Source organism: Nocardia sp. NPDC004711 (genome assembly GCF_053601595.1).
The window spans coordinates 54,149-81,057 of sequence record NZ_JBSGCB010000046.1 but is presented as its reverse complement, the minus strand read 5'-3'; the positions used below and the strand labels follow the sequence as shown (position 1 = coordinate 81,057).

Annotated in this window: 25 protein-coding genes and 1 pseudogene; 16 read left to right on the top strand and 10 right to left on the bottom strand. The window is 67.0% G+C overall.

The genetic code is table 11. The features are described 5' to 3' along the window. Positions 1 to 102 precede the first annotated feature (102 nt). The 6 genes and pseudogenes from ACWEKS_RS36070 to ACWEKS_RS36045 all read right to left on the bottom strand — a co-directional run. Positions 103 to 276, bottom strand: a pseudogene (locus ACWEKS_RS36070) (IS701 family transposase); the annotation flags it as partial. Positions 277 to 290: 14 nt separating this feature from the next. Beyond that, positions 291 to 434, bottom strand: a complete 144-nt coding sequence (locus ACWEKS_RS36065; protein ID WP_452344252.1) for a hypothetical protein — start codon at positions 432 to 434, stop codon at positions 291 to 293. Positions 435 to 588: 154 nt separating this feature from the next. Continuing rightward, positions 589 to 1,458 carry a hydroxymethylglutaryl-CoA lyase gene (locus ACWEKS_RS36060; protein WP_452344251.1) on the bottom strand — a complete coding sequence of 290 codons (870 nt, stop codon included), beginning with the start codon at positions 1,456 to 1,458 and terminating at the stop codon, positions 589 to 591. A gap of 2 nt (positions 1,459 to 1,460) precedes the next feature. Further along, positions 1,461 to 2,690 carry a CaiB/BaiF CoA transferase family protein gene (locus tag ACWEKS_RS36055; protein WP_452344250.1) on the bottom strand — a complete coding sequence of 410 codons (1,230 nt, stop codon included), beginning with the start codon at positions 2,688 to 2,690 and terminating at the stop codon, positions 1,461 to 1,463. A gap of 238 nt (positions 2,691 to 2,928) precedes the next feature. Then, the gene (locus ACWEKS_RS36050; protein WP_452344249.1) at positions 2,929 to 3,402 is read right to left on the bottom strand and encodes an Lrp/AsnC family transcriptional regulator; all 474 of its coding nucleotides are present in this window, start codon (positions 3,400 to 3,402) and stop codon (positions 2,929 to 2,931) included. A 351-nt stretch (positions 3,403 to 3,753) separates the two neighbouring features. Continuing rightward, positions 3,754 to 4,206 (bottom strand): hypothetical protein, encoded by a 453-nt coding sequence (locus ACWEKS_RS36045; protein ID WP_452344255.1) that lies wholly within the window; start codon positions 4,204 to 4,206, stop codon positions 3,754 to 3,756. A gap of 672 nt (positions 4,207 to 4,878) precedes the next feature. On the opposite strand from ACWEKS_RS36045, the gene ACWEKS_RS36040 reads away from it, so the two are divergent. The 3 genes from ACWEKS_RS36040 to ACWEKS_RS36030 all read left to right on the top strand — a co-directional run bounded on the left by ACWEKS_RS36040 (position 4,879) and on the right by ACWEKS_RS36030 (position 6,390). After that, entirely contained in the window at positions 4,879 to 5,865 is a 987-nt protein-coding gene (locus tag ACWEKS_RS36040; protein ID WP_452344248.1) for a hypothetical protein, read from the top strand. A gap of 121 nt (positions 5,866 to 5,986) precedes the next feature. Continuing rightward, positions 5,987 to 6,127, top strand: a complete 141-nt coding sequence (locus ACWEKS_RS36035) for a hypothetical protein (RefSeq protein ID WP_452344247.1) — start codon at positions 5,987 to 5,989, stop codon at positions 6,125 to 6,127. Next, positions 6,124 to 6,390, top strand: a complete 267-nt coding sequence (locus ACWEKS_RS36030) for a hypothetical protein (RefSeq protein WP_452344246.1) — start codon at positions 6,124 to 6,126, stop codon at positions 6,388 to 6,390. Before ACWEKS_RS36035 ends, ACWEKS_RS36030 begins: the two co-directional genes overlap by 4 nt. 101 nt (positions 6,391 to 6,491) lie before the next feature. Here the strand turns inward: ACWEKS_RS36030 and cutA are convergent, their stop codons facing one another. Next, positions 6,492 to 6,824: a divalent-cation tolerance protein CutA gene (gene cutA, locus ACWEKS_RS36025; protein ID WP_452344245.1), complete on the bottom strand. Its 333-nt coding sequence runs from the start codon at positions 6,822 to 6,824 to the stop codon at positions 6,492 to 6,494. Between the two features lie 1,096 nt (positions 6,825 to 7,920). Between cutA and ACWEKS_RS36020 the strand changes: the two genes are divergently transcribed. From ACWEKS_RS36020 to ACWEKS_RS35965, 12 genes are all read left to right on the top strand, one after another. Continuing rightward, positions 7,921 to 8,238: a hypothetical protein gene (locus ACWEKS_RS36020; RefSeq protein WP_452344244.1), complete on the top strand. Its 318-nt coding sequence runs from the start codon at positions 7,921 to 7,923 to the stop codon at positions 8,236 to 8,238. Positions 8,239 to 8,457: 219 nt separating this feature from the next. After that, positions 8,458 to 10,095, top strand: coding sequence for an ABC transporter substrate-binding protein (locus ACWEKS_RS36015; RefSeq protein WP_452344243.1), 1,638 nt, complete (start codon positions 8,458 to 8,460; stop codon positions 10,093 to 10,095). Positions 10,096 to 10,106: 11 nt separating this feature from the next. Continuing rightward, positions 10,107 to 11,129 carry an ABC transporter permease gene (locus ACWEKS_RS36010; protein WP_452344242.1) on the top strand — a complete coding sequence of 341 codons (1,023 nt, stop codon included), beginning with the start codon at positions 10,107 to 10,109 and terminating at the stop codon, positions 11,127 to 11,129. Next, positions 11,126 to 11,983 carry an ABC transporter permease gene (locus tag ACWEKS_RS36005; protein ID WP_452344241.1) on the top strand — a complete coding sequence of 286 codons (858 nt, stop codon included), beginning with the start codon at positions 11,126 to 11,128 and terminating at the stop codon, positions 11,981 to 11,983. Before ACWEKS_RS36010 ends, ACWEKS_RS36005 begins: the two co-directional genes overlap by 4 nt. After that, positions 11,980 to 13,638 carry a dipeptide ABC transporter ATP-binding protein gene (locus ACWEKS_RS36000; protein ID WP_452344240.1) on the top strand — a complete coding sequence of 553 codons (1,659 nt, stop codon included), beginning with the start codon at positions 11,980 to 11,982 and terminating at the stop codon, positions 13,636 to 13,638. The genes ACWEKS_RS36005 and ACWEKS_RS36000 overlap by 4 nt, the downstream gene beginning before the upstream one ends. Then, positions 13,635 to 14,909 carry an acyl-CoA dehydrogenase family protein gene (locus ACWEKS_RS35995; protein WP_452344239.1) on the top strand — a complete coding sequence of 425 codons (1,275 nt, stop codon included), beginning with the start codon at positions 13,635 to 13,637 and terminating at the stop codon, positions 14,907 to 14,909. The genes ACWEKS_RS36000 and ACWEKS_RS35995 overlap by 4 nt, the downstream gene beginning before the upstream one ends. Further along, positions 14,906 to 16,150 carry an LLM class flavin-dependent oxidoreductase gene (locus ACWEKS_RS35990; RefSeq protein ID WP_452344238.1) on the top strand — a complete coding sequence of 415 codons (1,245 nt, stop codon included), beginning with the start codon at positions 14,906 to 14,908 and terminating at the stop codon, positions 16,148 to 16,150. Before ACWEKS_RS35995 ends, ACWEKS_RS35990 begins: the two co-directional genes overlap by 4 nt. A 31-nt stretch (positions 16,151 to 16,181) precedes the next feature. Beyond that, positions 16,182 to 17,180 carry an LLM class flavin-dependent oxidoreductase gene (locus tag ACWEKS_RS35985; RefSeq protein ID WP_452344237.1) on the top strand — a complete coding sequence of 333 codons (999 nt, stop codon included), beginning with the start codon at positions 16,182 to 16,184 and terminating at the stop codon, positions 17,178 to 17,180. Next, positions 17,177 to 18,421 (top strand): acyl-CoA dehydrogenase family protein, encoded by a 1,245-nt coding sequence (locus ACWEKS_RS35980; RefSeq protein WP_452344236.1) that lies wholly within the window; start codon positions 17,177 to 17,179, stop codon positions 18,419 to 18,421. The genes ACWEKS_RS35985 and ACWEKS_RS35980 overlap by 4 nt, the downstream gene beginning before the upstream one ends. A 76-nt stretch (positions 18,422 to 18,497) precedes the next feature. Next, on the top strand, positions 18,498 to 19,529 hold the full coding sequence (locus ACWEKS_RS35975; RefSeq protein ID WP_452344235.1) for an aldo/keto reductase: 1,032 nt from the start codon (positions 18,498 to 18,500) through the stop codon (positions 19,527 to 19,529). Positions 19,530 to 19,556: 27 nt separating this feature from the next. Next, positions 19,557 to 20,627 carry an LLM class flavin-dependent oxidoreductase gene (locus ACWEKS_RS35970; protein WP_452344234.1) on the top strand — a complete coding sequence of 357 codons (1,071 nt, stop codon included), beginning with the start codon at positions 19,557 to 19,559 and terminating at the stop codon, positions 20,625 to 20,627. Between the two features lie 61 nt (positions 20,628 to 20,688). Beyond that, positions 20,689 to 22,044 carry an NtaA/DmoA family FMN-dependent monooxygenase gene (locus ACWEKS_RS35965; protein WP_452344233.1) on the top strand — a complete coding sequence of 452 codons (1,356 nt, stop codon included), beginning with the start codon at positions 20,689 to 20,691 and terminating at the stop codon, positions 22,042 to 22,044. On the opposite strand, the gene ACWEKS_RS35960 is transcribed toward ACWEKS_RS35965, so the two are convergent. From ACWEKS_RS35960 to ACWEKS_RS35950, 3 genes are read right to left on the bottom strand one after another with little or no spacing between them, the layout of a single operon-like run. Further along, positions 21,926 to 23,185, bottom strand: coding sequence for an MFS transporter (locus ACWEKS_RS35960; RefSeq protein ID WP_452344232.1), 1,260 nt, complete (start codon positions 23,183 to 23,185; stop codon positions 21,926 to 21,928). The genes ACWEKS_RS35965 and ACWEKS_RS35960 overlap by 119 nt on opposite strands. Continuing rightward, positions 23,182 to 24,240, bottom strand: coding sequence for an LLM class flavin-dependent oxidoreductase (locus ACWEKS_RS35955; protein WP_452344231.1), 1,059 nt, complete (start codon positions 24,238 to 24,240; stop codon positions 23,182 to 23,184). Before ACWEKS_RS35955 ends, ACWEKS_RS35960 begins: the two co-directional genes overlap by 4 nt. Positions 24,241 to 24,268: 28 nt before the next feature. Next, complete coding sequence (locus ACWEKS_RS35950) at positions 24,269 to 25,360, bottom strand: acyl-CoA dehydrogenase family protein (RefSeq protein WP_452344230.1); 1,092 nt, start codon at positions 25,358 to 25,360, stop codon at positions 24,269 to 24,271. Between the two features lie 361 nt (positions 25,361 to 25,721). On the opposite strand from ACWEKS_RS35950, the gene ACWEKS_RS35945 reads away from it, so the two are divergent. Then, complete coding sequence (locus ACWEKS_RS35945; RefSeq protein WP_452344229.1) at positions 25,722 to 26,897, top strand: acyl-CoA dehydrogenase family protein; 1,176 nt, start codon at positions 25,722 to 25,724, stop codon at positions 26,895 to 26,897. Positions 26,898 to 26,909 lie beyond the last annotated feature (12 nt).

Sequence of the window (26,909 nt, the reverse complement as noted above, 5' to 3'; positions counted from 1 at the left end):
CGTTCGATCTGCTCACAGCAGCGGATAACAAGAACTTGCCGTATACCGACGCTTCGCGCACCGTCGCGGTCGCTTCGACCAGCAAAACACCAACCAGGGCATCCAGTCTGCGGCACGCAGCAACCGCTTCATCCCGTCCGGGCAGTCCTCACCAGCACGTTCGGCCTGCGTCCACCCATTCTTTGGCTCCAGACCCGACAACAGGCCCGACACATACTCTCTCGCGCCCGTCTCCGCGGCTCGGACCAGGTGAACCGCCCCCCGATCCTCACCCATCAACGAATCCAGCTTCACGGCAGCACGATCCAACACCGGTCGTAGCCCGCTCCCATGGTCAGCACCAGCTTTCCCAGCGCGACGGAGCCTTCCACCGGTCCTTCCGCGACGGTGCCCCATTGGACGTGACGGGTGCGGATTCCGCTATCGCCGGCCACGACGCTTCCACGGTCCAGAGACGGAAACCTCAATGCAGCCTCAACCAGGGAGCCCAGGTTCAGATGTCCTGGTCATCTGCGTTGCTGGAAGAACACGGCGGAGCCGGTCGGCGCCGGAACGACAGCGCCAACCGGCTCCGCTCGGCCGGGTCGGTCAGGTCGGCGGGCGCTGCAGGGGCTTGGCCGCGACGAGAATTGTGCGGATCAGGTCCGCCGCCTGGTGAAGTCGGTCGAGGTCGATCCCCGTCGTGATGCCGTGGTTCTCCAGGTGCGCGACAAGGGTCTCAGTGGCGAGGTTGCCGTGGGCACCAGGGGCGAAGGGGCAGCCGCCATAGCCACCGGTGGCAGAGTCGAATCGGGTCACACCGAGCTCGAGGGCGGCGTCGACGGTTTCCAGTGCCCGACCGTGCGCATCGTGCAAGTGCAGCCCGAGCTCGGTGTCCGGCAGGGCGTCGCGCAACGCCGCGACAGACCGGGCCACCAGTTCGGGCTCGGCGATACCGAGGGTGTCGGCCAGGGTGAGGTGTGTGAGCCCGATTGTGTCGAGCGCCGACGCCACCCGGACGAGCCGCTCGGCGGGGACCTCACCGTCGAATGGGCAGACGAACGCGGTGGACACGGCCGCAGCGAAGCGGATGTCCGGGTACTTCGCGCCGACGGTGGTCATCTCGGCCAGCGCAACGTCGACGTCCCGCCCGGCGTTGGCTCTGCTGTGGCCCTCGCTGGCCGAGACGACCAGAACGATGTCACGCACACCCGCGGCGATCGCGCGCTCCGCGCCGCGAGGGTTGAGTGCGATCGCGCTGTAGCGGGCGTCGGTGCGGTCGGGCAAGGCCGCGACGAACTCCTCGGCCGCGGCCATCTGCGGGACCCGGGCTGGGTTGACGAACGAGGCTACTTCGAGATGTCTCAGACAGGAGTCGAGCAGCGCCTCGGCGATCCGGACGCGGTCGGGGACCTCGACGAAGACGGGCTCGTCCTGTAAGCCGTCGCGAAGGACGACGTCGTTGATCGTGATCGACATCGTCAGATCACCTTCCGTGTGCGGTAGTCCTCGATTTGGCCGGGGGTGAGGCCGAGCAGGCGGCCAAAGACGTCGTCGGTGTGCTCTCCCAGCTCGGGGCCTGCCCACCGCACGTCGCCGGGAGAGCCGGGCAGGCGGGGGACAACACCGGGAAGCCGGACCTCCTCCGGTTCGCCGTCGATGAGAATCTTGGCCGGTCGCAGCATGTCGCGAGCCTGGTAGTGGCGGTCGTGCACGATCGCGGCTGCGTCGTAGATCGGCCCGGACGGGACCCCCACGTTGGCGAGGATGTCCACCGCCGCGGCCGCGTCCAGAGTGCGGGACCAATCGGTGATGGCTTGATCGAGTTCCTCCTCGCGTTGCGCGCGGGCCGGGCCGCCTGCGAGGCTCGGGTCGTCGGCAAGATCCTGGCGCCCGATTGCGACCATAAGGCGTGAGAACGCGCGATCGGCGTTGCCCGCGATCATGATCGACTGCCCATCGGCGGTCGGGTAGAGCCCGCTGGGTACTACGCCCGGCAGTGGGCCTGCGGTGCGCTCGCGGATTGTGTTGTAGGCGTCGAGGTCTGGGACCAGCGAGTCCATGATCATGAAGACCGACTCGTAGAGGGCTACGTCGGCGACGCGTAAGCCCTCGTGCGGTTGTCCGTCCTTCTTGGCCAGCAGCAGCATCAGGGCGCCGATCGCGCCGTAGAGGCCGGCCACGCAGTCACCGACGGCGGCGCCCGGGCGTACCGAGTCCCGGTCGGGGTAGCCGGTGACGTGGCGCAGCCCGCCGAAGGCCTCGGCGACGCCACCGAATCCGGCCCGGTCTTTGTAGGGGCCGGTCTGCCCGTAGCCGGAGATCCGCACCAGAACAATGTCCGGATTGGCGGCGGTCAGCTGGTCGGCGCCCAGCCCCCACCGCTCCAGCGTGCCGGGCCGGAAGTTCTCGATGATCACATCGCAGCTCCGGACAAGGCCGAGCGCAAGCTCGCGGCCATCCTCGGTGCGCAGGTCCAGGGTCACCGACTTCTTGTTCCGGGCGATGGTGCGGAACATCATCGACGTCGACCCGCGGCCCAGCCGCCACCCACGCAGTTCGTCGCCCGAGTCCGGCCGCTCGATCTTGATCACTTCGGCGCCGAAGTCGGCGAAGATGCGCGCGGCGAACGGGGCTGCGATGAAGTTGCCGAGCTCCAAGACCCGGATCCCCTCCAGCGGAGGGTGAGCGTTCACACTGAGATCCGACACGTGCCACCTTGCTTCTCACCTGTGAGGACAGTGCGCACCTTCTCGGGCGACGCAGCGGTGCCACTACATCCGCAGTGACACCGGTCCGGGACCAATCGTCCCACCATTAGAACGAAGAGATGGCAATACGGTCAAACAATTTCCACAATATTAGGCACTGTGTCCAGTTAAGTGCGGGTGCATTGGGCCGATATCGAGCAGGTGGCACAGTCTCGAGGTGGAGCCAGACTCACGGCCGTCATTCCGCTCCGGCGATGATCGAGTCGAGCAGCGGGCCGACTCGGGCTCCAAAGCGCCGCCGCAGCACGATCTCGCTGCGGGTTTGCCGGACTCCCTTGACCTGAACGATTTTCCGCAATAGATCCTCGAGATGTTCGAGGTCCCGTGCGAAGAGCCGGCAAACGAGGTCGGCGTCACCGGCCACGGAGTTGACCTCGATCAGATAGGGAATACGCTCGAGCTCGGCGAGAGTGTCCTCGAGCAGATCCTGGGTAACGTTGACACGGACGTAAGCAAGCACCGGCACCCCTATCGCTTCGGGCGACAGCACTGGGCGATAGGACTTGATCGCCCCGGCCTCCTCGAGCCGGTTGATGCGCGCCTGTGCGGTGCCACGTGCGATGCCCAACCGCCGTGCCCACTCCCGGACGCCAAGTCGCGGCGCCTCAACCATCGCGCGCAGCATCTCGAGCTCCGCCTTCTTCAACACCACTGAGGCCACTCCCATCTGTTGGCGCCGAATCGGCGCCATGCCCGACTCGCACCGTCGCAGGTTGCACTCCTGAGCACAGTGCGCAGAGATTCGCGCATTCCTTGGCCTGACAGGCTAGCCTTACTCTCGTCGGCCAGCTACGCAAGCTCGGCGTCGGCGCCGTCACGGTCCTGGATCGAGGCCGGGGGCCCACCACTGCCAGGATCAGCTCGAGAGTGTCGCGTGCGACATGGCGTTTGCGGCCGTTATCTCCAGCTCGACCTTCCGTTAGGGTGTCTGACCTGGGTGACTGCTTGGCGTGCAGTGTCGACGACGCGGCGGTCGGCATGGTCCGATTGTGGCTCAAGATTTTCATTTCGGTGTGTCGCCGCGCAGAACTAGGTTTCGGTCGGGTAGCCAGGTTTGCACGCGTGATATCTGCTGCACCCGTGACCTCGAAAGCAGTGGGGTGTCGGTGGCGATCGTGTTGTATACCGCGGCGATGGCGCGTGCGGTGAATATGCCGTTGACGGCGGGTATTTCGCTGAGAATCGCTGGGTCGGTTCCGGAGGCGAGTCGTTCGATTCCGTGGGTGTAGATGCTACGGATGAATCCGGTGCCCGGGGCCGGGATTCGTCTGGCGATCCGCAGGAGGTGGCTGGCGTGGGGGATGCCGAACGGGATGGGTGATCCGTGCGGGGTGGCGACGGTGGTGTTGGCCGAGGGCGGTGGGGCGCCGAGGTGGAGGCCTTCGGTGTGCAGTGGTCGGGCGAGTTCGGTGCGGTACAGCTCGCCCATGCCTTTGCCGGTGACCGCGCGGGCGATTCCGGAGGCGAGTCAGCCGAAGGTTATTGAGTGGTATGCGGGTATTCCGCGCCATCGGTTCGGTGCGGCGGCGATGCGTTCCTCCATCAGGTGGTGGTCGAGGAGTTCGTCGAGGTTCGGGCGAGCGGGGTGACATGCGAAAGTCCGGCGCGGTGGCTGAGTATCTCGGCGATGGTGATGTTCTTTTGCCGTTGGCACCGAATTCGGGCCAGTATTCGGCGACCGGTGCGTAGTAGTCGATCAGTCCTCGCTCTGCGGGTCGGCGTAGCACGCTGGCAGTGATGCCTTTCGCGGTCGAACACGACAGTGCGGCGGTGTTGTGTTAGCCATGCGACGCCGCGGTCGTGGTCCGGCGATGCCGGTCCAGATGTTGACGACGAGACGGCCCTGATGGTAGGCGGCGAGTACGCCACCGCCGCGTCCGGTCGAGAACAGTCGCGCGAATGCGGAGATCGCGTCGGCGTAGCGGGGTGCCCCGGTACCGTGCACGACGGTGCCGGGACGGGTGTGGGTGATCGTGTCGAGATGAAAGCGGTTGGGGCACTTCGTCATTACCTCATCTATCGCCGTTGCAGTGTCACAGTTCACGGCAGTCATGCCGGTGTTGCTGGAGCGTCATGGCAAGCTGCGGCAGAACCAACTCTGTTGCAGCACTCCTTACTTTCAATGGTTGTGCTGGCAGAGAGCATGAGAGGTCGCCTGCCCGATGTCGACTTCGATACGCTCGAGTTCGGGCTGCCGCCCAACCAGCTCGAGGTGAGGATGGTCTGGCCATGCGCGTGTCGGAGAGTCCAAGAGAATTCCCTCTTGCCGGAGGACGGCGCCGACCGTTGCCACGGCCGACGAGTTCGCCTCGCATCGGAGCTGCTGCTGGATACGAACTTCTTGTCCCTGTGGCACAACGGATCGTGTGAGGCGCCCGAACTGGGTGCTTACTATGCGAGCACCACGACCCTGCAGGAGCTCTACAGCATGCAGGCGCCGCAGGGCTGGGGGTATCGATATCTGCTGCCGAGCCTCGCGAGGGACCATCTGTGGGGTCTGCCCGATATCAATCACCTCGTGGAGCTGTACCAGGGCCGAATACTCAAGGGCCAGGCGGGGATGGCCCGCACCGACAAGCTGCTGATCAACTTTCCGGCCAGTCTCGCGGGTCATGGTTTCGCCGCCTACCTGGAGAAGTCTCATCAGGCGGTGGCGAATGTGCAGAATGCGCGGGCGTTCGGACTGATCGAGGGCATGGCTTCGGTCGCGATCGACCGCAATATCGGGCGGATCGTAGGGGTTCGGGCTCGCTTCCTCAGCGACGTCGAGGTGGCGCCGCTGCCGTTGACGATGAGTGAGATCACCATTGCGGTCGATCTGCTGCAGGAGGTCCTGCGCGCCAGGATCAACCTCAAGCAGCATCGCCGAAACTCCTTCAACGACTTGCTGATCCTCGCCACGGCGCTGCGATGGGGCCTCAGGCTCAAGACCGACGACAGGCTGCTGCTCGAATTGGCCTTGCGGGCCGGGATGATCCAGACCGACGACGCCAGCGGCGTCGCGAGCCTGATTCCGCCGGCACCTGCCGCCGCCACCCCGCCCTCGCACGAGTCGAAGCGCTACATCAATTCTCGATGGCGGGCGCGGCGTCCGGCGGGACCTCCGCGGTCCTGACATGACGGTGGCACACTGCTCAACCGTGCGGCACGGCGCGATCCGATTCCGATTCCACTGAGCGCAAGGATTCATCGCTGTGGCCGTGTCTGCTTCGCTGGAACGCGAGAGGAGTCATGCCATGGCCATACGCACCGACGTGCTTCTCGCCGACATCCTGATCACCGCCGAACAGCTGAACGAATCTCGAAGGACGGCTGGATCGTTCGCCCGCGCGCACATCCAGTGCGCCCCAATCTGTTTCGAAGGGGTTGCTCGATGACCGGCACGCTCGATCAGTTCGACACCGGCACTCTGCTGTCCGCGCTCGGTGCGCGGGAATCCCCGATCGGCGGGTTCGGTCCACCGGCCACCGGTAGCGTGCCGGATGCTATCCGCCTGCTCGGCGGGGTTCCCGCCGACGAGGCCCTGCCCACCGCGCAGTTGGCTCGCGCCTATCGCGAGGTGCTCGAAGATCGAGCCGAATCGGCTGCGGCTCGCCGGTGGCGCGCGAAACCTGATGCCCGCGTTGATCGATCAGGGTGAGCGCCGCGGCGGGGACGGAGCGTAGGTCGCGCTACGGTGCGCCACTGCCGGAATCGCCGGCGGTGCCGAACTGGCACGGCGAGCTGTGGCGGCTCGTCTCCCTAGTTCGACGCGGCTGTAGTGCGTTCGACCCATTCGGCGTAACTGTCGATGCACCACTCGACCGGGCTCGCGGTTACCTCCGGACTGTCCCAAGGGTGCAGCTCGGCGACGCGTGCCGCTAGCTGGTCCCGTACCGCGGTCGATGTACGCAAAGTGACTCGCCACTCTTGGCCCTCGCCGAGTTCACCCAGATGCCAGAACACCGATGTGGCCGGCCCAGTGACCTCTGCCCCAGCAGCGAGACGTTCGCCCACGGTGGTCCGCGCGATGGCCTGTGCGTCATCCTCGCTTGGTGCCGTGGAGGTCACCGTCCAAACCCGTACCGTTCCCATGCCGCAACCCTAGGTGTCCAGGCGGGCCGCCGAGGGCCCACCGGGTTGCTGTCAGAGCTCCCGCGGCGTCGGCATTCGGCTGCAGCTATTCAGAAGCAGGGCCCTGATGCGGGCGCCTGGCGTCTCGGTGCCTCGGCTCAGGGAACGCAGAAAACGTTGGTAAGGCTGCATTCGTGGCGGACTTGGTAGCCGCTCTCACCGCCTCCCACAGGAGCTCGACCGCAGTGCGGTTTGCTCCCGATCGCCACTGTGCCCGTGCCGCACGTGCGGTGATGAGTAGTGAGGCTTGTCGATCGCCCGAGATAGTTGCGGCGAATTCCGGTACGTAGCAGGCGAGGGAATGCGGGAATGCCCTCGATGTGCCGGGCCTGCGCTCTGGTATGCGCAGGTATCCGCAATCGCCCCACCTACATACGGCTTCCAAAGATGTTACGAGCCGCCAGCTATCGCCCCGCAGCAGGGATCAGCCCATGGCGCCGTGCGTCATTCGCGAGAACGACACGCCGAGTTCGAGGTTGGTAATTCGATCCAGGTTCCCGACCGCGCATCGCGATTCTCGGCGAGGCGTCGCCGGACAACCAGGCAGAACTCATGGCCGTCGGGTGCGACCTGCGGTCCTCGCCGGGGAAAACCGCTGAAGAGATCCTCGCCGTACCGGCTGACGTCCCACCCGATCAATTCCAGAGATCAGGCGGCGTAGAGCGCGTCGAACAGCTGTCGTTGCGCGATGCCCAACCCTCGTGACATAGGGCGACTTTAAACTGCACTCCGACGCTTTCGGTGCCCACCGCGTGATTGGAACGGTCCACAAAGTGGACGCGGCTCCCCCGAGTGCGAGTCGGGGGAGCCGCGATTAACCAATGTCCTGAACACAGTGAACAGAGGTTTCAGGAATGAGGGTGGACTCCCCATCCCCAGTTGGGAATAGCCGGTGCTCGAACAGTCGCATCAGGCGTAGCGAACGTACAGCATGCTCAAGCATTCGCCTTGATCGAGGGCATGGCTTCGGTCGCGATCGACCGCAATACCGGCAGGATCGTGGGGGACCGTGCCCGGTTTCCTCGGTTGCGTCGCTGTAGCGCCCCCGCCATTGACGATGAGTGAGATCGACATCACGGTCGATCTTCTCCGTGAGGTCCTCGGTGCTTGCACCAACCTCGAGCGGCATAGGCGAAACTCCTTCAACGACATGCTGATCCTCGCCACCGCACTGCGATGGGGTCTCGAGTTCAACACCGACGATCGGCTGCTGCTCGAGCTGGCCTTGCGGGCAGAAATGATCCAGACCAGCTGCCCCAGCGGTCGCCAGCCTGAGACCTCCGTCCACACCACCGGTAAGTCCTGTTCGCTCGAGTCCAAGCGCTACATCAATTCGCGGTGGCGGACACGACGTCCGGGCGGACCGCCGCCCTGAGTTCGGTACCCGCAAGACATGAGGTTTGCGAGATGGTCTCGCGTGTGAGTTCGGCGCCCGGTTGGGTGGCACGCATAGAAATCATGGTGATCAGAATTCTGTTGATTCGAACGCAGTTCGGGGTGCGGGAGGCTCAAGGCAAACTTCAGGAATCGTGCATGAATTCTTGTCGATCCGAAGGGGCGGTTCTCGCGCTCGGTGGCTCTAGCCTTCACCGCCATGAGGAATTCTCGACTGCGCGAGCTCATGGTCGCGGGCACGGTGGCCATCGCCCTGGCGACAGCGCTCTCCGCTTGTGGTGGGTCGTCGTCCTCGCCCGGGCGCCCCGCCGGTGACCCGACTCCCGGTGGCACACTGCACTTCTACGATCCGATCGAGTACACCGCATGGCTGCCGACCAATTCCATCTGGTCCAACAGTCAGGTCACCAACAACCTCGCCGAGCGCCTCACCTGGCAGGATCCCAAGAGCGGTGCGATCAAACCGTGGCTGGCGAAGTCCTGGCAGATCAGCGACAACAAACTCGAATACACCTTCCGATTGCGCGAGGGCGTCACGTTCAGCAACGGGGACCCGGTCGACGCCGCCATCGTCAAAGCGAACTATGACCAGCACGGGTTCGGGGACCAGCGGCTCGGGATCCCGCCGGACCCCTTCTTCTCCGACTACAAGTCCAGCGAGGTCGTCGATCCGCTGACGGTGAAGGTGTCCTTCACCAAGCCCAATGCCGGCTTCCTGCAGGTGGCTTCGTTCTATCGGGCCGGCTCGATTCTGGCCGCGCCGTTCCTGAACCAAGACCTCAACGGCCAGGGCCAGGCCAAGAACTGGATCGGCTCGGGACCGTTCGTGGTCGAATCGGTCAACGGTACAACCGGAATCACCCTCAAACGGCGTGAGGACTACAACTGGGCACCGGAGGGTTCCGGGCATCAGGGTAGGGCGTACCTGGAGCGGGTCGTGTTCAAGACCGTTCCGGAAGCGGGCACCCGGGTGGGTGCGCTGAAATCAGGCGAGGCCCAGATCGCCCGCAATATCGCACCCTACGACGAGGAAACCGTCACCGCGGACGGCGGCGTGATCGAAGCGTTCCCGGTCCAGGGACAGACGAACAAGTTGTCGTTCCAACTGGATTCGGCGACGCCGGTGCTCGACAAGAACGTGCGCCTGGCGTTGCAGGCTGCCACCGACCGGCAGGAGATCAACACAACGGTGCTCTCGCCGAGCTATCCGGTGCCCACCAGCATCCTGGTCCAGGGCACCCCGAATCGGGGCGACGCCACCCGCTTTCTCAGCTATGACCTCAACCGCGCCAAGTCGCTGTTGGAGGCGGCAGGCTGGAAGCCTGGCGCAGACGGCATCCGCGTCAAGGACGGTAAGCGCCTGCAACTCGACGTCTGGGTCGCGCCGTACTACCAGGTCTCCCAGCCGGTGCTCGAACTGCTGCAGTCGCAGTGGCGTAAGGCCGGTGCGGAGTTGAAGATCAACGCGGCCTCACTGACTGAATACGAGTCGACGCAAGCCGCGCGTCCGGCCAATTGGTCTCTGGTGCAGGGCCAGACCTCACGCGCGGAGCCCGATGTGCTGCGCACGGCCTTCGACAGTGCTGCCACCAACGAACTGCACGCACCGGCTCCCGATCAGCAGCTCAACCAGCTGGTACGCGCACAGGCCTTCGAATTCGACCCAGCCAAGCGCGGTGCCGCGGTGCAGGCGATCGAGGACCGGTTGTTCTCCGAGGGCTACGTGATTCCGCTCTACGACGAGACCCAGGTTTTCGGTCTCGCGCCGAAGGTGCACGGGTTCGGTACCGAATCCACCGCGCGCACCTGGCTGTACGACACCTGGCTTTCGGAATAGCGGGCACGAAAATGCGCGTCTACATCCTCGAGCGTCTAGGACAGGCCGTCGCGGTGTTCTGGGCCGCGTACACGCTGTCCTTCATCTTGCTCAGCGCCCTGCCCGGCGATGCGGTCAACAATCGCATCCAGAACCCCGAAGCTCAGATCACGCCTGAGGCCGGTCGAGTCATGGTCGAGTTCTACGGCCTCGACCGGCCCCTCTGGCAGCAGTATCTGCACAGTCTCGCAGGCGTTTTCACCGGCGACCTCGGATACTCGCTGACCAGCGGCAAGGCAGTAGGGGAACTGATCGGTGACGCCTTGCCCAGCACTGTGCGGCTCACGGCGGCCGGGCTGGGGTTCGGGCTGGTCTTTGCGACTGTCGTCGCGGTGGCAGGCAACTACCTGCCGTGGCGGTGGCTGCGGGAGCTGCTCGGCGCGGCACCGGCGTTGTTCGCCTCGGTGCCTACTTTCGTGGTGGGAATTATTGCCCTGCAAATGCTTTCCTTCCGGCTGCACCTGATTCCCTCGGTGGACGACGGCAGCGTCGTGGCGCTGCTCGCGCCGGGGGCGACGCTGGGCCTGTTCGTCGCCGCGCCTCTGGCTCAGGTGTTCGCGGCGTCGATCCGTACCACGCGAGGACAGCCGTTCGTGCACGTACTGCGTGCCAAGGGTGCCGGAGCCGGCTACATCTTTCGCAAGGACGTGCTCCGCAATTCGTCGCTGCCGGTGCTGACCTTGCTGGGCCTGGCCGTGGGCGAGTTGATCGCGGGATCGGTGGTGACCGAGTCGGTATTCGCGCGCGAGGGTATCGGGCAGCTGACCGTGAGCGCGGTCAACACCCAGGATCTACCGGTGGTGCAGGGCGTGGTGCTGCTGTCGACTTCGGCGTACGTGCTGGTGAATCTGGTCGTCGATCTGGCGTATCCGTTCATCGATCCGCGCGTGCTCCTGGACGGCAGGTCCCGTCGAGTCGCCAAACGCCCTGTGCGACAGCCCCAGTCGAATGCGACCGCCGATCCGCGGCCGCCGGTGGAAGTGGCGATGCCATGACACGTGCCCTCGAATCCTCGACCCGGCGCACGAATATCGTTGCCGCGGCACGCCGATGGGCGCGGCGTGCGAGCCTGCTGCTCGCGGTCACCGTGGTCGGCCTGGTCCTGCTGTGGGCGATCGTGCCGCAGCTGTTCACCGATATCGATCCGCTCGCGGTGGATACGGCGGCGAAACTGCGTCCGCCGTCGAGCCGGCATTGGTTCGGCACCGATCAGCTCGGCCGCGATCTCTACTCTCGAGTCGTCTTCGGTGCGCGGGCTTCGCTGAGCGGCTCGGCCATTGCGGTGGCCGTGGGTGTGGTGGCCGGGTCGGCGCTGGGTGTGCTGGCCGGCTGGTTCGCCGGCTTCCCGGATATCCTCGTCATGCGGATCATCGACGTCCTGTTGTCGATTCCGGGGTTCCTGCTCGCCATCACCATCGTCGTGCTGCTCGGTTTCGGTGTAGCACAAGCCGGGATTGCGGTGGGTCTGACCTCGGCGGCCACGTTCGCACGCCTCATCCGCGCTCAGGTGCTGCAAGTCCGCACCAGCAATTACGTCGACGCGGCTGTCACCAGCGGTGCGTCGACCGGTGCGATCCTGTGGCGCCACGTGATTCCCAACTCCGCGCGGCCGACGGTCTCGCTGATCACCGTGCAGTTCGGCATCGCCATCATCTGGATCGCTTCGCTGAGCTTCCTCGGTCTCGGTGCGCAGCCACCGGATCCGGAGTGGGGGCGTCTGGTGGCCGACGGCCGCAACTACATCGCCACTCGCGGCTGGCTCACGTTGTGGCCGGGCCTGACCGTGGTCGTGGTGGTGCTGGCCATCAATCACCTCTCCCGTCATCTGTCCAGGAGGACGTCGTCATGACCGTCGCCGCCCATGCGCCCGCCACCGTGGAACCGGACACCCTCGGCGCACCGGTGCTGGCGGTGCAGGACCTGACCGTCGGATACCAGATCGGTCGTGGTTACGAGCCTGTCGTGCACGGGGTTTCGTTCGAGCTACCGCCCGGGCAGGTGCTGGCCCTGGTGGGGGAGTCCGGATCGGGAAAGACCACCACCGCGCACGCCATCCTGGGGCTGTTACCGGACAACGGTGCGGTGATCGGCGGCCGGATCATGTTCCGTGATCAGGTGCTCACCAGCTTGTCGGCCAAGGGCTGGCGAGACATCCGCGGCCGGGCCGTGAGTTTGATCCCGCAGGATCCAGGACTGTCACTGGACCCGGTGCGCCGCGTCGGTCCTCAGGTCGAGGATGTGCTCGTATTGCACACCGACCTCGATGCCGACGCCCGGCGTCGCCGGGTGCACGAGCTGTTCGAGCTGGTCGGCTTCACCGATGTGGACCATCGGTACCGGCAGTATCCGCACGAGCTGTCCGGCGGCATGCGTCAACGGGTGCTGATCGCGGCGGCGGTGGCGGCCGAACCGGATCTCATCATCGCCGACGAGCCGACCTCGGCGCTGGACGCGACAGTGCAGAAGCAGGTTCTCGACCTGATCGACGACCTCCGTCGCCGCAGCGGCACCAGCGTGGTGTTGGTGACCCACGACCTCGGGGTGGCTGCCGATCGCTGCGATCTGCTCGCTGTCATGCGTGAGGGGCAGCTGGTGGAGTTCGGCCCGACGAAACAGGTTGTCGCGCAACCACAGCACGACTACACGCGCCGGTTGCTCGATGCCGTACCGGCGCGGTCGACGCACGCACGCGCACGACCGGCCATCGCCGAGGCCGGCGAGCCGGTCATCGAGATCACCGAGCTGCGCAAGGAATACGGCGGCGCGGCGGCAGTGGACGGCATCTCGTTGCAGGTACGCCGTGGCGAAACCTTCTCGCTGGTCGGTGAATCCGGCAGCGGCAAGACCACCACCGCGCGGGTGATCGCCGGTCTCACCGAGGCGACCTCCGGGCAGGTGAAGCTGCTCGGCGCCGAGATAACCGGACTGGGACGCAAGGGGTTTCGGCTGCTGCGACGTGACGTACAGATCGTCTATCAGAATCCGTACTCCTCCTTCGATCCACGCTTCGATGTCTACGACGTTGTCGATGAACCGCTGCGATCGTTCCAACCACGGCGCGGGCTGCGCCGCACCCGCAGACCCAATGCGGACCGAGTCGTCGCGGCCCTGGAAGCGGCCGCGCTGCCGGCCGATTTCATCGACCGGCACCCCCGCGAGCTGTCCGGCGGGCAGCGCCAGCGCGTGGCCATCGCACGCGCCCTGATCCTGGAACCGAAGGTGCTCCTTCTCGACGAGCCCATTTCGGCGCTGGACGTCTCGGTCGCGGCGCAGATCCTGGACCTGCTGCGAGGTCTGCAAGAAGAGCGCGAGCTCACCTATCTGTTCATTTCCCACGACCTGGCGGTGGTGCGGGCGATCTCGGACCGAGTCGCGGTCATGCGGCGCGGACACATCGTCGAACAGGGCACGGTGGACGAGGTTTTCACCCGCCCGGTCGACGACTACACGATCGGGCTGCTCGATGCGATCGCCGGCCGCACCCTTGCTGGAGGACTGTCATGACGACCACACAACCGGCCACCGTCGAGGAAGCGCTGATCGCGATTCGCGCGATCCTCTCGGAGTTCACCGCCGGCGTCGGTGACCGCGATGTGAATTCCGAACATCCCGATGCCCTGATCCGGGATCTGGCCGACGCCGGATTCGGCAGACTGCGGGTGCCGAAGGAGTTCGACGGTTTCGACGTCGATCTGCCCACTTTGTTCGCGCTGCTCGCCGAAGCCGGAGAAGCGGACTCGAACATCCCGCAGATCTGGCGAGGTCACTTCACCACCGTCGAGATCCTGCGTGCAGAAGTCGATGCCGAGGTGCGATCGCACTGGCTGCGCGCTGTGAGCCGTGGTGCCGTCTTCGGCAACGCGCAATCCGAACCTTCGGCGCTGGTCGCGGCGGCGGTGGCCGAGGGTGCAGCGAACATCGGATGGGGAGCGATCGCGACACGTGTGCGCATCGACGAACACGGCCGAAGGTTCGTCTCGGGTACGAAGTTCTATTCCACCGGGTCCCGCTTCGCCGACTACATTCGCGCCGCCGTCGTCGACGCCGCGGGAGACCGCGGCTTCGTCGTGATCGCGGCCCGGCACCCCGGTGTCACCCACATCGATGACTGGGACGGCATCGGGCAACGTCAAACCGGCAGCGGCACAACTCGATTCGATGACGTACCGGTTGAGCCGCAGGGAGACATCGGCCGATTCAAGCAATCCCTGCGCGGTCTGGACTCGTTCGTTCAGATCGTGCACCTGGCCAATCTGACCGGAATCGCGCGCAGCATCGTCGCCGAGACCACCTCCATCGTGCGCAACCGGACCCGTACCAGCCTGCACGCCACCACGCAGCAGGCCGGCGCCGATCCCGAAGTGCTGGGCGTGATCGGCCGCCTGGAAACTCGCCGGCTCACCGCCGAGACATTGCTGCAGCACGCTGCGCAACGGCTCGAAGCCGCGCACCACAGTGGCGCCGAATCCGATTACACCCGTGCCTATCTCGATACCTCCGCCGCCCAGGTCGCCATCATCGAGGCAGTCCTCGACGCCGCGACCTCCGCGTTCGATGCTGGCGGTTCGTCGGCGGTGCGCACCAGCGTGCACCTGGACCGGCACTGGCGCAACGCCCGCACCCTCGCCTCGCACAACCCCGTGGTGTACAAGCCGCGGGTGATCGGCGACTTCCTGGTCAACGGCGTTGCACCGGTGCCCGGCTACTACCGCGACCGGCCCTCGGTCGCCGATCTCAGCTCCGAATCCGACACCGGCGAAAGGGTCGCGCAGTGAGCGGTCGACTGCACATCAACGTCAATATCCTCAATGCCGGCGTCTTCGGCGGCTCCTGGCGTTTCCCGGGAACCGATGGCGCGGCCAGCTACACCATCGAGCACTACACGGCCATCGCGAAGAAGGCCGAACAGGCCACTTTGGACGCGGTGTTCCTCGCCGACGGACCGGTGTTGGACCCGAGCATCAAACACCGCACCGGCAACAATCTCGAACCGACCACGGTCCTGGCTCGTGTCGCGGCCCAGACCGAGCGGATCGGGCTGATCGCGACGCTGTCTTCGTCCTACAACGACCCGGTCGAGTTGGCCAGGCGACTGGGCGATCTCGACCATGTCAGTGGCGGCCGGTTCGGCTGGAACGTCGTCACCACCGCCGGTCCCGTCGCTGCGCGCAACTTCGGCCGGTCCGGCGAGCCCGACCACGGTCTGCGGTATCAGCGTGCCGCGCAGTTCGTCGAGCAGGTCGTGGCATCGTGGGCTGAGCGGTCGGACTACCTCTCACCGCAGGGGCGCCCGGTCGTGGTGCAAGCCGGCGGCTCCAGCGACGGCAAGCGGCTGGCCTCGCGGGTCGGCGAGGTGATCTTCTCCGCCGAACAAGACATCGCCAAGGCTCGCGCGTTTCGTGACGAACTGCGTTCCGGTGCCGCAGAATTCGGTCGAGACCCGCAGGAGATCGTGGTGCTGCCGGGCCTGTCGACGGTGCTCGGCAGCACTGAGGCCGAGGCGCGACAGCGACGCGAACTGCTCGATGAACTGCTCCCGGACGCGTATGCACGGGCGCGACTGGCCGGGCAGCTGGGTCTGTCGCTGGACGGGCTGGCCGACGATGAGCCGATTCCGGTCGAGCTACTGGCCGAACCCGATGCCGCGGGCGGTTCGCAGACGTTCTATCGGGTGGTCAAGGACATCATCGACCGCGAGAACCCGACGCTGGGGCAGCTGCTGAAGAAACTGTCCGGCGGTGGCGGGCACCGCATCGTGGTCGGCACCCCCGAGCAGGTCGCCGACGATATCGAACTCTGGTTCCGCTGCGGTGCGGCCGACGGCTTCAACGTGATGCCTGATGTGCTGCCCTCGGGTTTCGACGATTTCGCCGACCATCTGATCCCTGAGCTGCGCCGGCGTGGACTGTTTCGCACCGACTACGACGGCACCACCCTGCGCGGTCATCTCGGCTTGGGCCTGCCACCCGCACCGGTGGGCGTGTGGGATCGCGGACCGTTGCACGCCGCTCGCTGAACACCGCCACGACACGAGAACAGGTGATCTCATGGCTTTTCCGATTCTTCTCGACCTGGCTGTCGGCACGCCCGACGGTCACCGCGCTGTCGGCACGCCCGGCGATGACCGCGCAGACCCGGTGCCCACTGCGGTGTCGCTGGACTCGGCCGCCGAAATCGCGGCTGCCGCTGCGGCGGCCGGTGTCGCGGCGTTGCGGCTGCGCGACGCCGCCGGTGCTCAGCGAGCGCTCGACCCGAGCGTGGTCGGCGCCTACCTTGCGGGGCGGACCAGTGAACTGGGCTATCTGGTGGATCTGCCCACGACCGGCAACGCGCCCTACAACGCCGCCCGGCGGGTGCTGTCGTTGGACCGCGCGACCGGGGGACGTGTGGGGGTGGTGCTGCGTAGTGGCTGCGATGACGAGGTCAGTCGCGCGACCGCGCCCGGCGACCTCGTCGAGGATCCGGCACGCCGGTGGAGCGAGTACGCCGAAATTCTCACCCGCCTGTGGGAATCGTTTCCCCGTGAGGCGCTGGTGGCCGACCAGGAGAGTGCGATCGTCGTCGACGACGCGCTGATCGCCGCGATCGACCACGACGGTGAGTTCTATCGGGTCGCGGGTCCGCTGGACGGGCCTTCCTCGGTGCAGGGCCACCCGGTCGTCGTCGCCACCGATCTGGACGTGTTGTCCTGGGACGCGATTGTTCGTGTCGCCGATGTCGTTGTCGTGCATCGTGATCGGGTCGCTGCCGCGTCCCGGGAGCTGGCCGCGGCCGCGGCGCGGGCGGGCCGGGAGCGCGCACGGATCGCGTTGCTGGCGAGCACGCCGGTACGGATCGGCGCCGACACCGAGGCCGCGGCCATCGCCGCGGAACTGTCGAGCTTGGTCGGCGAGCACGGTGCCGACGGGCTGTTGCTCGCACTGGCCGGTGATGGCGAGCAGGTGGTGGCCACCGTCGGTGCCCTGGTCCCATTGCTGGCGGGATCCACGGGACCGACCTTGCGTGCAGCCCTGGGGTTGCCGGTCGCCACCGGAGTCGCGGCGTGACCGCCGCGGCCGAGGCGCGCGCGGCCGCGGCGCCCGGTGACGGCGAGCCCGGTCCGTTCGCGACCGCACTCAGCGTCGCCGGTGTGCGCGCTGCCATCGCCCCGGTGCTCGAGCGTCTGGCGATCAGCGCGAAAGACCGTGAACGCGAACGTGATTACGCCTTCGACGAGGTGCGGGCACTGGCCCGGGCCGGGATCGCCCTGGTCGGCATTGATGTCGGCGAGGGTGGGGCGGGTGGCAGCATCCGTGAGGTCACCGAGGTGGTGATCGAGCTGGCGCGCGCGGATTCCAATGTGGCGCAGGCGTTGCGCAGCACGTTCCTGCTCGCCCATCAGGTCGCCGCTCGTTCGGATCTGCCCCATCGCGAGCGCGTACTTGCCCGCCTGGTTGCCCGCGATCTGTTCGCCGGGACCGCCAACGAACGCACCGGGGCCGCCAGCGGGCAGACCACCGCCACTGCCCGCCGCGACGGGCCGGACTGGATCGTCGACGGCGAGAAGTACTACTCGACCGGCGGTCTGTACGCCGACTGGTTCTCCACTCAGGCCGTGACCGCGGACGGGGAGATCGTGCGGTTCAGCGTGCCTGTCGATCGAGAAGGCGTGCAACGGCTCGACGACTTCGATGCGGTCGGGCAGCGCTTGACCGCCAGCGGCACCACCCGCTTCACCGGGGTGCGGGTGCTCGCCGAGGAGGTGACCACCGTGGGCGAGCCCGAGCCGGACAACCCGTGGACGGGTTCGTTCGCGCAGTTGTATCTCGCTGCGGTGCAGCCCGGTATCGCGGCGCGCGCATTCGATGACGCGGTGGCCTTCGTGCGTGAGAGGGCGCGCCCGATCAAGCACAGTTCGGCGGCTTCCAGTGCCGAGGATCCCTATGTACGCCAAACGGTCGGGACGATCGCGGCGCGGGCACAGGCCGCGCGGGCGGTTGCGGTGCTGGCCGCCGAACAGCTCGACGAGCTGCGCGGGCGCACGGGGGCAGACCTTCGGCAGGCCGGTGCCGCGGCGGCAGTCCAGGTGGCTTCGGCTGGTGTGATCGCCATCGAATCCGCCCTGGCAGCCGCAGAACTGCTCTTCGACGTGGGTGGCGGCTCTATCACTGATCGCGGTCTGGGCTTGGACCGTCATTGGCGCAACGCGCGCACCGCCGCCAATCACAATCCGCGCCAATGGAAGCAAGCGGTCGCAGGCGCCTACCACCTGACCGGTGAGGAACCTCCGACCAGCGGATTGTTCTGAACCACAACCACTGTCGTCACTGTGGCCGACCTGAATCCCGACAACCACCGAATCCCAACAAATACCGAGGACATCGATGAATTACGGCCCCTTCGAACTGACCTATGCGGCCGCACCGCAGCGCTACGAGACGATCCCCTACCGCCGTACCGGCCGATCGGGACTGGACCTGCCTGCGTTTTCCTTCGGCCTGTGGCAGAAGTTCGGCACCGACTACCCGCTGCACACCCAGCGTGAGATAATCCTGCACGCCTTCGATCTGGGCATCACGCACTTCGACAACGCCGACCGCTACGGTCCGCCGCACCGCGCCGCGCAGCAGAACTTCGGCCGGGTCCTGGCCAAGGACCTCGCGCCGTATCGCGACGAGCTGATCCTGTCGACCAAGGCCGGCAACGCGATCGGGCCCAGCCCGTATCTGCGGGGAGGATCGCGCAAGTCCATCCTGACCTCGCTCGAGCACAGCCTGCGTGACCTGGGCACCGACTATGTCGACATCTTCTACCACCACGTCCCCGATCCGGCCACGCCGCTCGAGGAGACGGTGGGTGCACTGGTCAGCGCCGTGGGCCAGGGCAAAGCCCTCTACGTCGGTATCTCCAACTATCTGCCGGACCGGACCCAGCAGGCGGTGGAACTGCTGCGGGCGGCCGGGGCGCCGTTGCTCATCCACCAGAGCCGGTATTCGATCTACGATCGCCGCCCCGAGCAGAACGGCCTACTCGACGCGGCCGAGGCCGAGGGCTTCGGCGTCATCGCGTATTCGCCGCTGGCACAAGGCCTGCTGACCGATAAGTACCTCGAGACCATCCCCGCCGGGGCACGCGCGCTCAACAGCACCTTCCTCACCCCCGAGGTCATCGACGACACCTACCGCCAGCGCACCGCCGCGCTGAACAAGCTCGCCGAGGCACGCGGCCAGTCGCTGGCGCAGCTGGCTCTGCAGTGGGTGCTGCGCCGCCCGCAGGTCACCTCCGCGCTGATCGGTGCGAGCTCCACCGCGCAGCTGGACCACAACCTGGCCGCGGTGACCTTCCCCGATTTCACCGCCGAGGAGCTGGCGCTGATCGACGAGCACGGCGTCCACGGCACCGGTCTGAATCTGTAAGCGCGCCACCGAGATCAGGAGACCACGATGACACAGGCGGAACCCGCGAGCATCGGTGCCGGAGTCGAGGATGGCAGGCCGTTCCGCCTGGGTTTCCTGCTGCACCTCGACCGTGATGTCACCCCCGCCCGCGCCTACCGCGAGGCGATCGAGCTGTTCGAGGCGGCCGAGGACCTCGGCTACGACTCGGGCTGGGTGATCCAGCGCCATTTCCGGCAGGGACGCGAACACGTCTGCGCGCCACTGGTGGTGCTGGCGGCCATCGCCGAGCACACCCGCCGGATCCGGCTGGGCACCGGTGTGCTGGTGCTGCCGCTCGAGGATCCGCTGCGGGTGGCCGAGGACGCTGCCACTCTCGACGCACTCAGCGGCGGGCGACTGGAACTGGGCGTGGGGTCCGGTCCCTTTCCCGGCGCGTGGGAAGCCTTCGGCAAGGATCTCACGCGCAAGCACGACGAGTACGACTCCGCGGTCGAGCGCCTGCACCAGGTGCTCGGGGGAGGCTCACTCAACAGTCTCGGGGAGAGGTTGCATCCCGACGGCGCCGGGGTGCGCGGCCGACTCTGGCAGGCGACGACCAGCGATCCGCAGCGGGCATCCGCTGCGGCCGCCGCCGCGGCGAAAGCCGGTGACGGACTGCAACTTTCGCGTGCGACCCGCTGGCGCGACGAGACGATCGCGCAGGCGCAGCAGCATCAGGCCGCATGGATCGAGTCCTATCGCGGGGCCTGGGATCGCACCGACGGCTCTCCGCGCGTTCAGGCTTCGCGAGCGGTGTACCCGCACCCCGATCGGGATACGGCCCGCGAACTCGTCACCCCGGGGGTGCGGCGCTGGCAGAGCTGGGCACCGCCCGGGCGTGGCATCGAAAACCTCACTGTCGCCGACTATCTCGACGCCGATCACGCTCTGGTCGGCCCTGCACCGGAACTGGCCGCCGCGCTGGGCGCGGACCCGTCGCTGACCCACATCACCGACCTTCTGGTCAGTTTCGTACCTGGCGTGCCCGATCCGGGCGAGCATCTGCGGCTGCTGGCCGCCACCGCCACCGAGCTGGCGCCCCTGCTGGGTTGGTCGCCGGCAGCGGTGCGGTCCTGAACGGTTTCTGTATCGACGAGAGGCAACCACCATGGCTGGATTCCATTTGAACCTGTCACTGATGACGCCGGGCCATTTTCGCCACGCGTGGCGTGCCGAGGGGGCAGACCCGCTCGCCTACCTCGACATCGACTACTTCCAGCGTCTGGCCCGCATCGCCGAGACCGCCAAGATCGACGCCGTTTTTCTCGGTGACGGTCCGGCCTTGCGCGCTGAGATCGAGGAAGCTCCCGGCACCGGTATCGATCCGCTGATCCTGCTGGGCAATCTGGCCGCGGTCACCGAGCAGCTCGGTGTCGTGATCACCGCCTCGACCACCTACAACTCGCCCTACAATCTGGCACGCCGCTTCCAGGCTCTCGACCATGTCACCAAGGGCCGCGCCGCGGTCAACATCGTCACCACCGGAACCCCGGCTGCCGCAGCCAATTTCGGCGCCACCGACCACCCCGACAAAGCAACCCGGTATCGGCGCGCCTGGGAGTTCCTCGACATTGTGATCAAATTGTGGGACAGCTGGGAGCCGGACTGGCTGATCGCCGACAAACGATCCGGCCGCTACGCCGACCCCGCCAAGATCCACCGCATCGACCACGACGGTGAGTTCTTCTCGGTGGCAGGTCCTTTGCCGGTAGCGCCGGGACCGCAGGGCCGCCCGGTGATCGTGCAGGCCGGAGGATCGCAGGGCGGTCTGCGTCTGGCGGGCGATTTCGCCGAGGTCGTGTTCACCGTGGCCCAGACCTGCGGCAAAGCCGTCGACTTCCGCTGCGAGGTCCGTCGGCGTGCAGTCGCGGCAGGCCGGCGTCCCGACGATGTGAAGATCTCCCTGGGGGTGGTGGTGCTGGTGGAGGCGACCGAGGAGCAAGCACGCCGCCGCGAACGTGACCTGTATGCGCAGTTGCCGATCGAGCGGCTCACCGCCGCCCTGCTCGCCAATCTCGGTCTGGCACCGGGCAGTTTCGGCCCCGACGATAAGATCTCCGCTGCTGATCTACCCGAAGACGTTCCGGCAGAGGCATTCTCGACCGGCTTCGGTGCCTCGCTTCGTGCGCTCATCGCCGAAGGTCCGCGCACCGCACGGGAGTTGATCCAGCGCGGTGCGGGAGGTGCCGGTCACCGGCTGCTGGTCGGCACGCCACAGCAGGTCGCCGACGATCTCGAGGCATGGTTCCAGGCTGGGGCCGCCGACGGTTTCACCGTGATGCCGGCCGAGACCGCGATCGATCTGGAGAACTTCGCCACCCTCGTGGTGCCGATCCTGCAGCAGCGCGGGCTGTTCCAGCGCGAGTACAGCGCGCCTACCTTGCGCGAGCGACTCGGTCTGCCCCATCCTCATCGCCGGCGTGGCGCGGATGCGCCGGCCCGAGATCGGCCATCAGCAACGCTAGCGCCGCCACCAGTGCCAACACTCCCATGACTACGAGGAACCGCCAGTCGCTCAGCCACGCCGCGGCCAGCGGAGCACCGGCGCGGGACAGAGCGATCGGCACCGTCATCACCGCGACGATGCTCGCGAAGCGGGCAACCCCGAAGGTGTCGGCGACGAGGGAGGGTCGTGCGACCACACTGGTGCCGTAGCCGAGCCCGAAAGCCACCACGCAGGCCACCGTCGCGGGCACGGCGGTGCCCGCCAGTGGCAGCAGAACCAGTCCGAACCCCTGTACCGCGAAGGACACCGCGGTCACCGCCACCAATCCGAAGCGACGCGCCAGCGGCGCCAAGGCCAGCCGGGAGCCGATTTGGGCGGTTCCGACCGTGATCGGCAGCGCGGCCGCCGTCGCCGCCGAATACCCGATATCCCGGAAGTAGGACACCATCATCAGCAGGAACGCCGAGGTGGATCCGCTCTGCGCCACGAACGCCACGACCAGCAGCCAGAATCGGCGATCGCGCAGCGCGCCGCCGACCGGTATCCCGGAATGGCGCACAGCACGCTGCCGGTGGGCGTTGCGCCCGGGCACCGCCCACCAGTGCAGGGGAACAGCGACACAGACCAGCATGGCAGCCAAGATCACCAGCGCGTTGCGCCAGCCCCACCACGCTTCGAGGCGTCCGGCGAGCAGGTAGTAGAAGCTGGTAGCCAGTCCGCAGATCATCGTCACCGTGACGATCGCGCGGTCGCGGCGGGAGGGATCACCGGCGGCGACCAGCACCGCGAACGCCGCTTCGTAGGTCGACATGGCCAAGGCCAGGCCGATCAGCACGAACGCGAGGTAGAGCTGCGTGAGAGTGTGGGCTTGGGACCACACGATGACCGCCACCGCGCCGATCGCCGACCCGGTCGTCATCAGCATGCGCCCGCCGTATCGGTCGAGCAAGTGTCCGACCGGGACGGCCGCGAGCGCGCCGACCAGAGTCGACAGCGTTGCAGCCCCGGCGATCTGTGTACGAGTGGCGGCCAGGGATTCGGCCATCGGCGATAGCAGTGTGGTGAACGCCTGGATCATCGCGCCGTAGCCGACGGTCTGGGTGAGGGCGAACACCACGACCAGCCGGCGCCAGGCGGTGCGTTCGGCCGCGGTGGTCGGGTCGGCGAGTGTCGGTGTCGCCGAACTCATTCGGCCAGCAGCGGCAGCAGCTGCTCGCCTTGGCGCTGGATCTCGCGCAGGTAGGGGGTGTCGGAGAGCACGAAGTGGGTGATGCCCAGATCGCGGTATCTGCGCAGCGATGTGGCGACGTCGGTGGGGGAGCCGACCAGCCAGGTGGTGGCCGCGCCGCCACCCCCGTAGCGGCCCGGGGTGGTGTAGAGATTGTCGTCGAGCACCTCGCCGCGGGCGGCCAGATCCAGCAGCCGCTGCTGACCGACCGCGGTGCTGCGGTGCGGGTTGGCGCCGGTGTGCTGGCGCGCCATCTCGGCGACCTTCGCTTCGGCTTCGGCCCAGGCCGCTTCGGTGGTGTCGCGGACGAATGTGGTGATGCGCAAACCGAATTCGAGTGGGGCGTGTTCGCGGCCGAGTTCGTCGCTGAGCGCGCGGAGCCGCTGGATGCGTTCGCGCACGCCGTCGAGGGGCTCGCCCCAGAACAGCTGGACATCGGCTTCGGCGGCGGCCACTCGTTCGGCGGCCTGCGACGCGCCGCCGAAGTAGAGGGTGGGATGCGGGCGGCCGGGGCGGGCGACCACGCGGGGTTCGACGGTGGATTGGCTCACCTGGAAATGCTCGCCCCGGTAGGTGACGCCTGGCTGGGTCCACAGCTTGCGCACCAGTTGCAGGAACTCCCGCGTGCGGCCGTAGCGGTCGGCCTGGTCGCCCTCGCTGTCGCCGTAGGCGGCCAGGTCGTCTTTGCCCGAGACGATGTTGACCCGTACCCGGCCGCCGGTGAGGTGATCGAGAGTCGCTGCCGCGGAAGCGAAGTTCGCCGGTTTCCAGTATCCCGGCCTGATCGCTATCAGCGGTTCGAATGTGGAGGTGCGTGCGGCCAGCGCGGCGGCCACGGTGAAGGTGTCCGGGCGGCCCCATCCGGTGCCCAGCAGGGCGCCGGTCCAGCCGTGTTGCTCGAGCGCGGCTGCCTGGGTGGTGAGCGTTTGCAGGCTGTTGTGGTCGGTGCTGACCGGTTCGCCGCGGTGACCTGCGGTGACCTGGTTGGGGATGTACCAGAGGAATTCGGGACTCATGGAAGGGTCGATCCTGTTCGTGAGGTGATCAGCGGGCCAGCTCGGCCAGCTGGGCCCGGCGCACATCGGCGGTCTGTCCCTGCACCAGTACGAAAAGTGCGGAGCGGGCGTGCAATTGGGCGGTGTCGTCGCGGCTCAGACCGCGTCCGGATCGGGCGATGAGCAGGGCGCGGGTCAAGGTGGACAGCGCTTCGCCGCTGGCGACCTTGGTGGCGAGACGTTCGTCGAGGCGATGGGGTCCGCCGCCGTGGGCTTTCGCCTCGTCGGCGAGGGCGTAGGCGCGGGTGCGGATCGCGGCGACACGCGGGCGCCAGGTCTGGGCGACGTGACGGGCCTGCGGGTCGGTGACGGCTTCGAGTTCGCGCAGCACCGTCTCGGCCAGCCCGAAGTGGTGGCTGCGGGCATCGCTGGCCAGCCCGACATCGAGCAGGCGGGCGCGGTCGAGCGAGTGCGCCGAGAGCACCTGCTCGTCGGCGACGAAGACCTCGTCCAGACGTACCCGCTCGGTACGGCTTCCGGCGACGGCGGCCAGGGTGAGCGGGGTGTCGCTGCGGGTGCGCTCATCGACTGGAACCAGCGCGGTTACCACGGTTTCGGTGCCCGGATCCACTGCGGCCACGGTGAGTGCGGCGTTGAGTCCCCACCCGCTGACCCAGGAGATGGTGCCGGTGAAGGTCCATCCGCCGGGAGCGCGCGAGGCGTGGATGTAGTGGTCGGGGTAGCGACGCACATCGCTGATCCCGGCGCCGAGCAGCAGTCGCCCGCGCAGCACGCGGTCGGCGAGTTCGGAACCGGCCAGTCCTGCGGCTCGCGCGTCGATGATGCGCTCGGCCAGGGGAGCGTGCTGGGCCCAGACCAGCCAGGTGTTGAAACACGCTCCGGAGATGATCTCGTGCACCCGACGATCGGTGTCGCGGTCCACGGCCAGGCCCCCGTATTCGGTGGGGGCGAGATGATTCAGCAACCCCAACTCGGCCAGCTCGCCGATGCGTGCGGACGGCACACCGTCGCGGTCGGTCCGCAGCGCGTGCGGCCGTAACACCGATTCGGCGTAATCGCCGACGCGCGTGAGGAAGGTGTGAGTATCGGTCGCGGTGACCGAGGCACTGTCGGCCGCCATCGATCTCCTTTCGTCATGCAGTTCATGAGAATTCGGCTGTGCACCGCTCAGTTCATCGATATGCTCACCGCATTATCGGCTTGTATTTCGAGACGACGTTCGCGACTATGGTCGGGCTTCGATCCGGAAATGTTTCCTGAGCAGCGCGAGAGGTCGGCCGAGTGGATAAAACTCTCGACGATTTCAGTTCCCCGCGACCATGTTTCAGAAAAACTGAACGATTCGCGAAGCGCAGCTCCGTTGTTCGCCGTAGAGCGGTCGTGCATTCTGCTCGACAAGTTGAGCAGGCTATCGGGCGCATTCCGCTCGACCTCGCGGCAATTCTTCTTCGCAGTATTGCAGGCAACCAGAAAGGCACACGATGACTGTGGCGGTCACCGCGCACGCCGATCCCCTCTCCGGATGGGACGAACCGGCGTGGGAATCCACCCTCGGCCACATCGCCGCGCAGGCCGACAGATACGACCGGTCCTCGACGTTCCCCCACGACTCCTTCGCCGCACTGCGTGAGATCGGCGCGCCGGCGTTGGTGGTACCGCGCGAATTCGGTGGCGGAGGAGCGGATCTGGCGACCGCGGTGGAGGTCATCGAGCGCGTCGGTGCGGCCGATCCTTCGGTGGGCCTGATCCTGCAGTGGAACTACACCAACCACTTCAATCTGCTGGATCCGGATTGTCCCTGGCCTTCCGAGGCGCGAGAGGCGGTGTTGCGCTCGGCCGCTTCCGACGGCGCGCTGATCAACGGCTTGGGGGTGGAGCGTGCGCTGGGCAGTCTGTCCCGCGGTGGTTTGCCGGCCACGACGGCCACCCGGCTGCCGTCGGGGGACTGGCGCATCGATGGTGAGAAGGCTTATGCCACCGGCATTTCCGGACTCGCCTGGTTCACGGTCACCACGCGCACGGCCGACCCGCAGCCCCGGTTGGCGACCTTCCTGCTCGATCGCTGCGCCTCCGGATGGCAGGTGGAGCCGACCTGGAATCACCTCGGGTTGCGCGCCTCCGACACCCAATCGGTCGTGTTCGACGGCACGGTCGTGCCGCACGCGCGACTGGTGGAGATCCGGGACCCGAGTTCGGGTCCGGGCCCCGTGCGGCCGGGGCGGCAGGCTCTGCCGCTGCTGCTGGCCGCCAACTACAACGGTGTCGCCATCGCCGCCCGCGACTGGCTCACCGCATACCTGCACACCCGTGTTCCGACCGCGCTGGGCGCGTCGCTGGCGACCGTGCCGCGCTTTCACGATCGGGTCGGGGAGATCGAGGCCGCGATCCAGACCAGCCGGGCACTGCTGCGGCAGGGGGTGGCGGATCTGGCGCGCGACCGGCGAAGCGAACTACCCGGCCTGGCGAAACACGTGGCCACCACGACAGCGGTGCGGGTCACCGAATCCGCGCTCGATCTGACCGGCAATCCGGGGCTGGACCGCCGTCATCCGCTCGAACGGCACCACCGCGACGCCATGGTCGGCCGGATCCATTCCCCGCATAGCGATCTGGTGCTCAGTGCCCTGGGCCGCGCGGCGATCGCCCGCGCCCGCTGACAACAGGAGTTT

Bases quoted from the DNA above. Each gene is read 5' to 3' on its own strand.
- ACWEKS_RS36030 (WP_452344246.1), top strand. From the start codon at position 6,124: ATGACCGGCACGCTCGATCAGTTCGACACCGGCACTCTGCTGTCCGCG.
- ACWEKS_RS35965 (WP_452344233.1), top strand. From the start codon at position 20,689: ATGACGCCGGGCCATTTTCGCCACGCGTGGCGTGCCGAGGGGGCAGAC.
- ACWEKS_RS35945 (WP_452344229.1), top strand. From the start codon at position 25,722: ATGACTGTGGCGGTCACCGCGCACGCCGATCCCCTCTCCGGATGGGAC.
- ACWEKS_RS35975 (WP_452344235.1), top strand. From the start codon at position 18,498: ATGAATTACGGCCCCTTCGAACTGACCTATGCGGCCGCACCGCAGCGC.
- ACWEKS_RS36060 (WP_452344251.1), bottom strand. From the start codon at position 1,458: ATGTCGATCACGATCAACGACGTCGTCCTTCGCGACGGCTTACAGGAC.
- ACWEKS_RS35960 (WP_452344232.1), bottom strand. From the start codon at position 23,185: ATGAGTTCGGCGACACCGACACTCGCCGACCCGACCACCGCGGCCGAA.
- cutA (WP_452344245.1), bottom strand. From the start codon at position 6,824: ATGGGAACGGTACGGGTTTGGACGGTGACCTCCACGGCACCAAGCGAG.
- ACWEKS_RS36020 (WP_452344244.1), top strand. From the start codon at position 7,921: ATGAGTGAGATCGACATCACGGTCGATCTTCTCCGTGAGGTCCTCGGT.
- ACWEKS_RS35950 (WP_452344230.1), bottom strand. From the start codon at position 25,360: ATGGCGGCCGACAGTGCCTCGGTCACCGCGACCGATACTCACACCTTC.
- ACWEKS_RS35995 (WP_452344239.1), top strand. From the start codon at position 13,635: ATGACGACCACACAACCGGCCACCGTCGAGGAAGCGCTGATCGCGATT.
- ACWEKS_RS36035 (WP_452344247.1), top strand. From the start codon at position 5,987: ATGGCCATACGCACCGACGTGCTTCTCGCCGACATCCTGATCACCGCC.
- ACWEKS_RS36010 (WP_452344242.1), top strand. From the start codon at position 10,107: ATGCGCGTCTACATCCTCGAGCGTCTAGGACAGGCCGTCGCGGTGTTC.
- ACWEKS_RS36015 (WP_452344243.1), top strand. From the start codon at position 8,458: ATGAGGAATTCTCGACTGCGCGAGCTCATGGTCGCGGGCACGGTGGCC.
- ACWEKS_RS35970 (WP_452344234.1), top strand. From the start codon at position 19,557: ATGACACAGGCGGAACCCGCGAGCATCGGTGCCGGAGTCGAGGATGGC.
- ACWEKS_RS36000 (WP_452344240.1), top strand. From the start codon at position 11,980: ATGACCGTCGCCGCCCATGCGCCCGCCACCGTGGAACCGGACACCCTC.
- ACWEKS_RS36005 (WP_452344241.1), top strand. From the start codon at position 11,126: ATGACACGTGCCCTCGAATCCTCGACCCGGCGCACGAATATCGTTGCC.
- ACWEKS_RS35985 (WP_452344237.1), top strand. From the start codon at position 16,182: ATGGCTTTTCCGATTCTTCTCGACCTGGCTGTCGGCACGCCCGACGGT.
- ACWEKS_RS35955 (WP_452344231.1), bottom strand. From the start codon at position 24,240: ATGAGTCCCGAATTCCTCTGGTACATCCCCAACCAGGTCACCGCAGGT.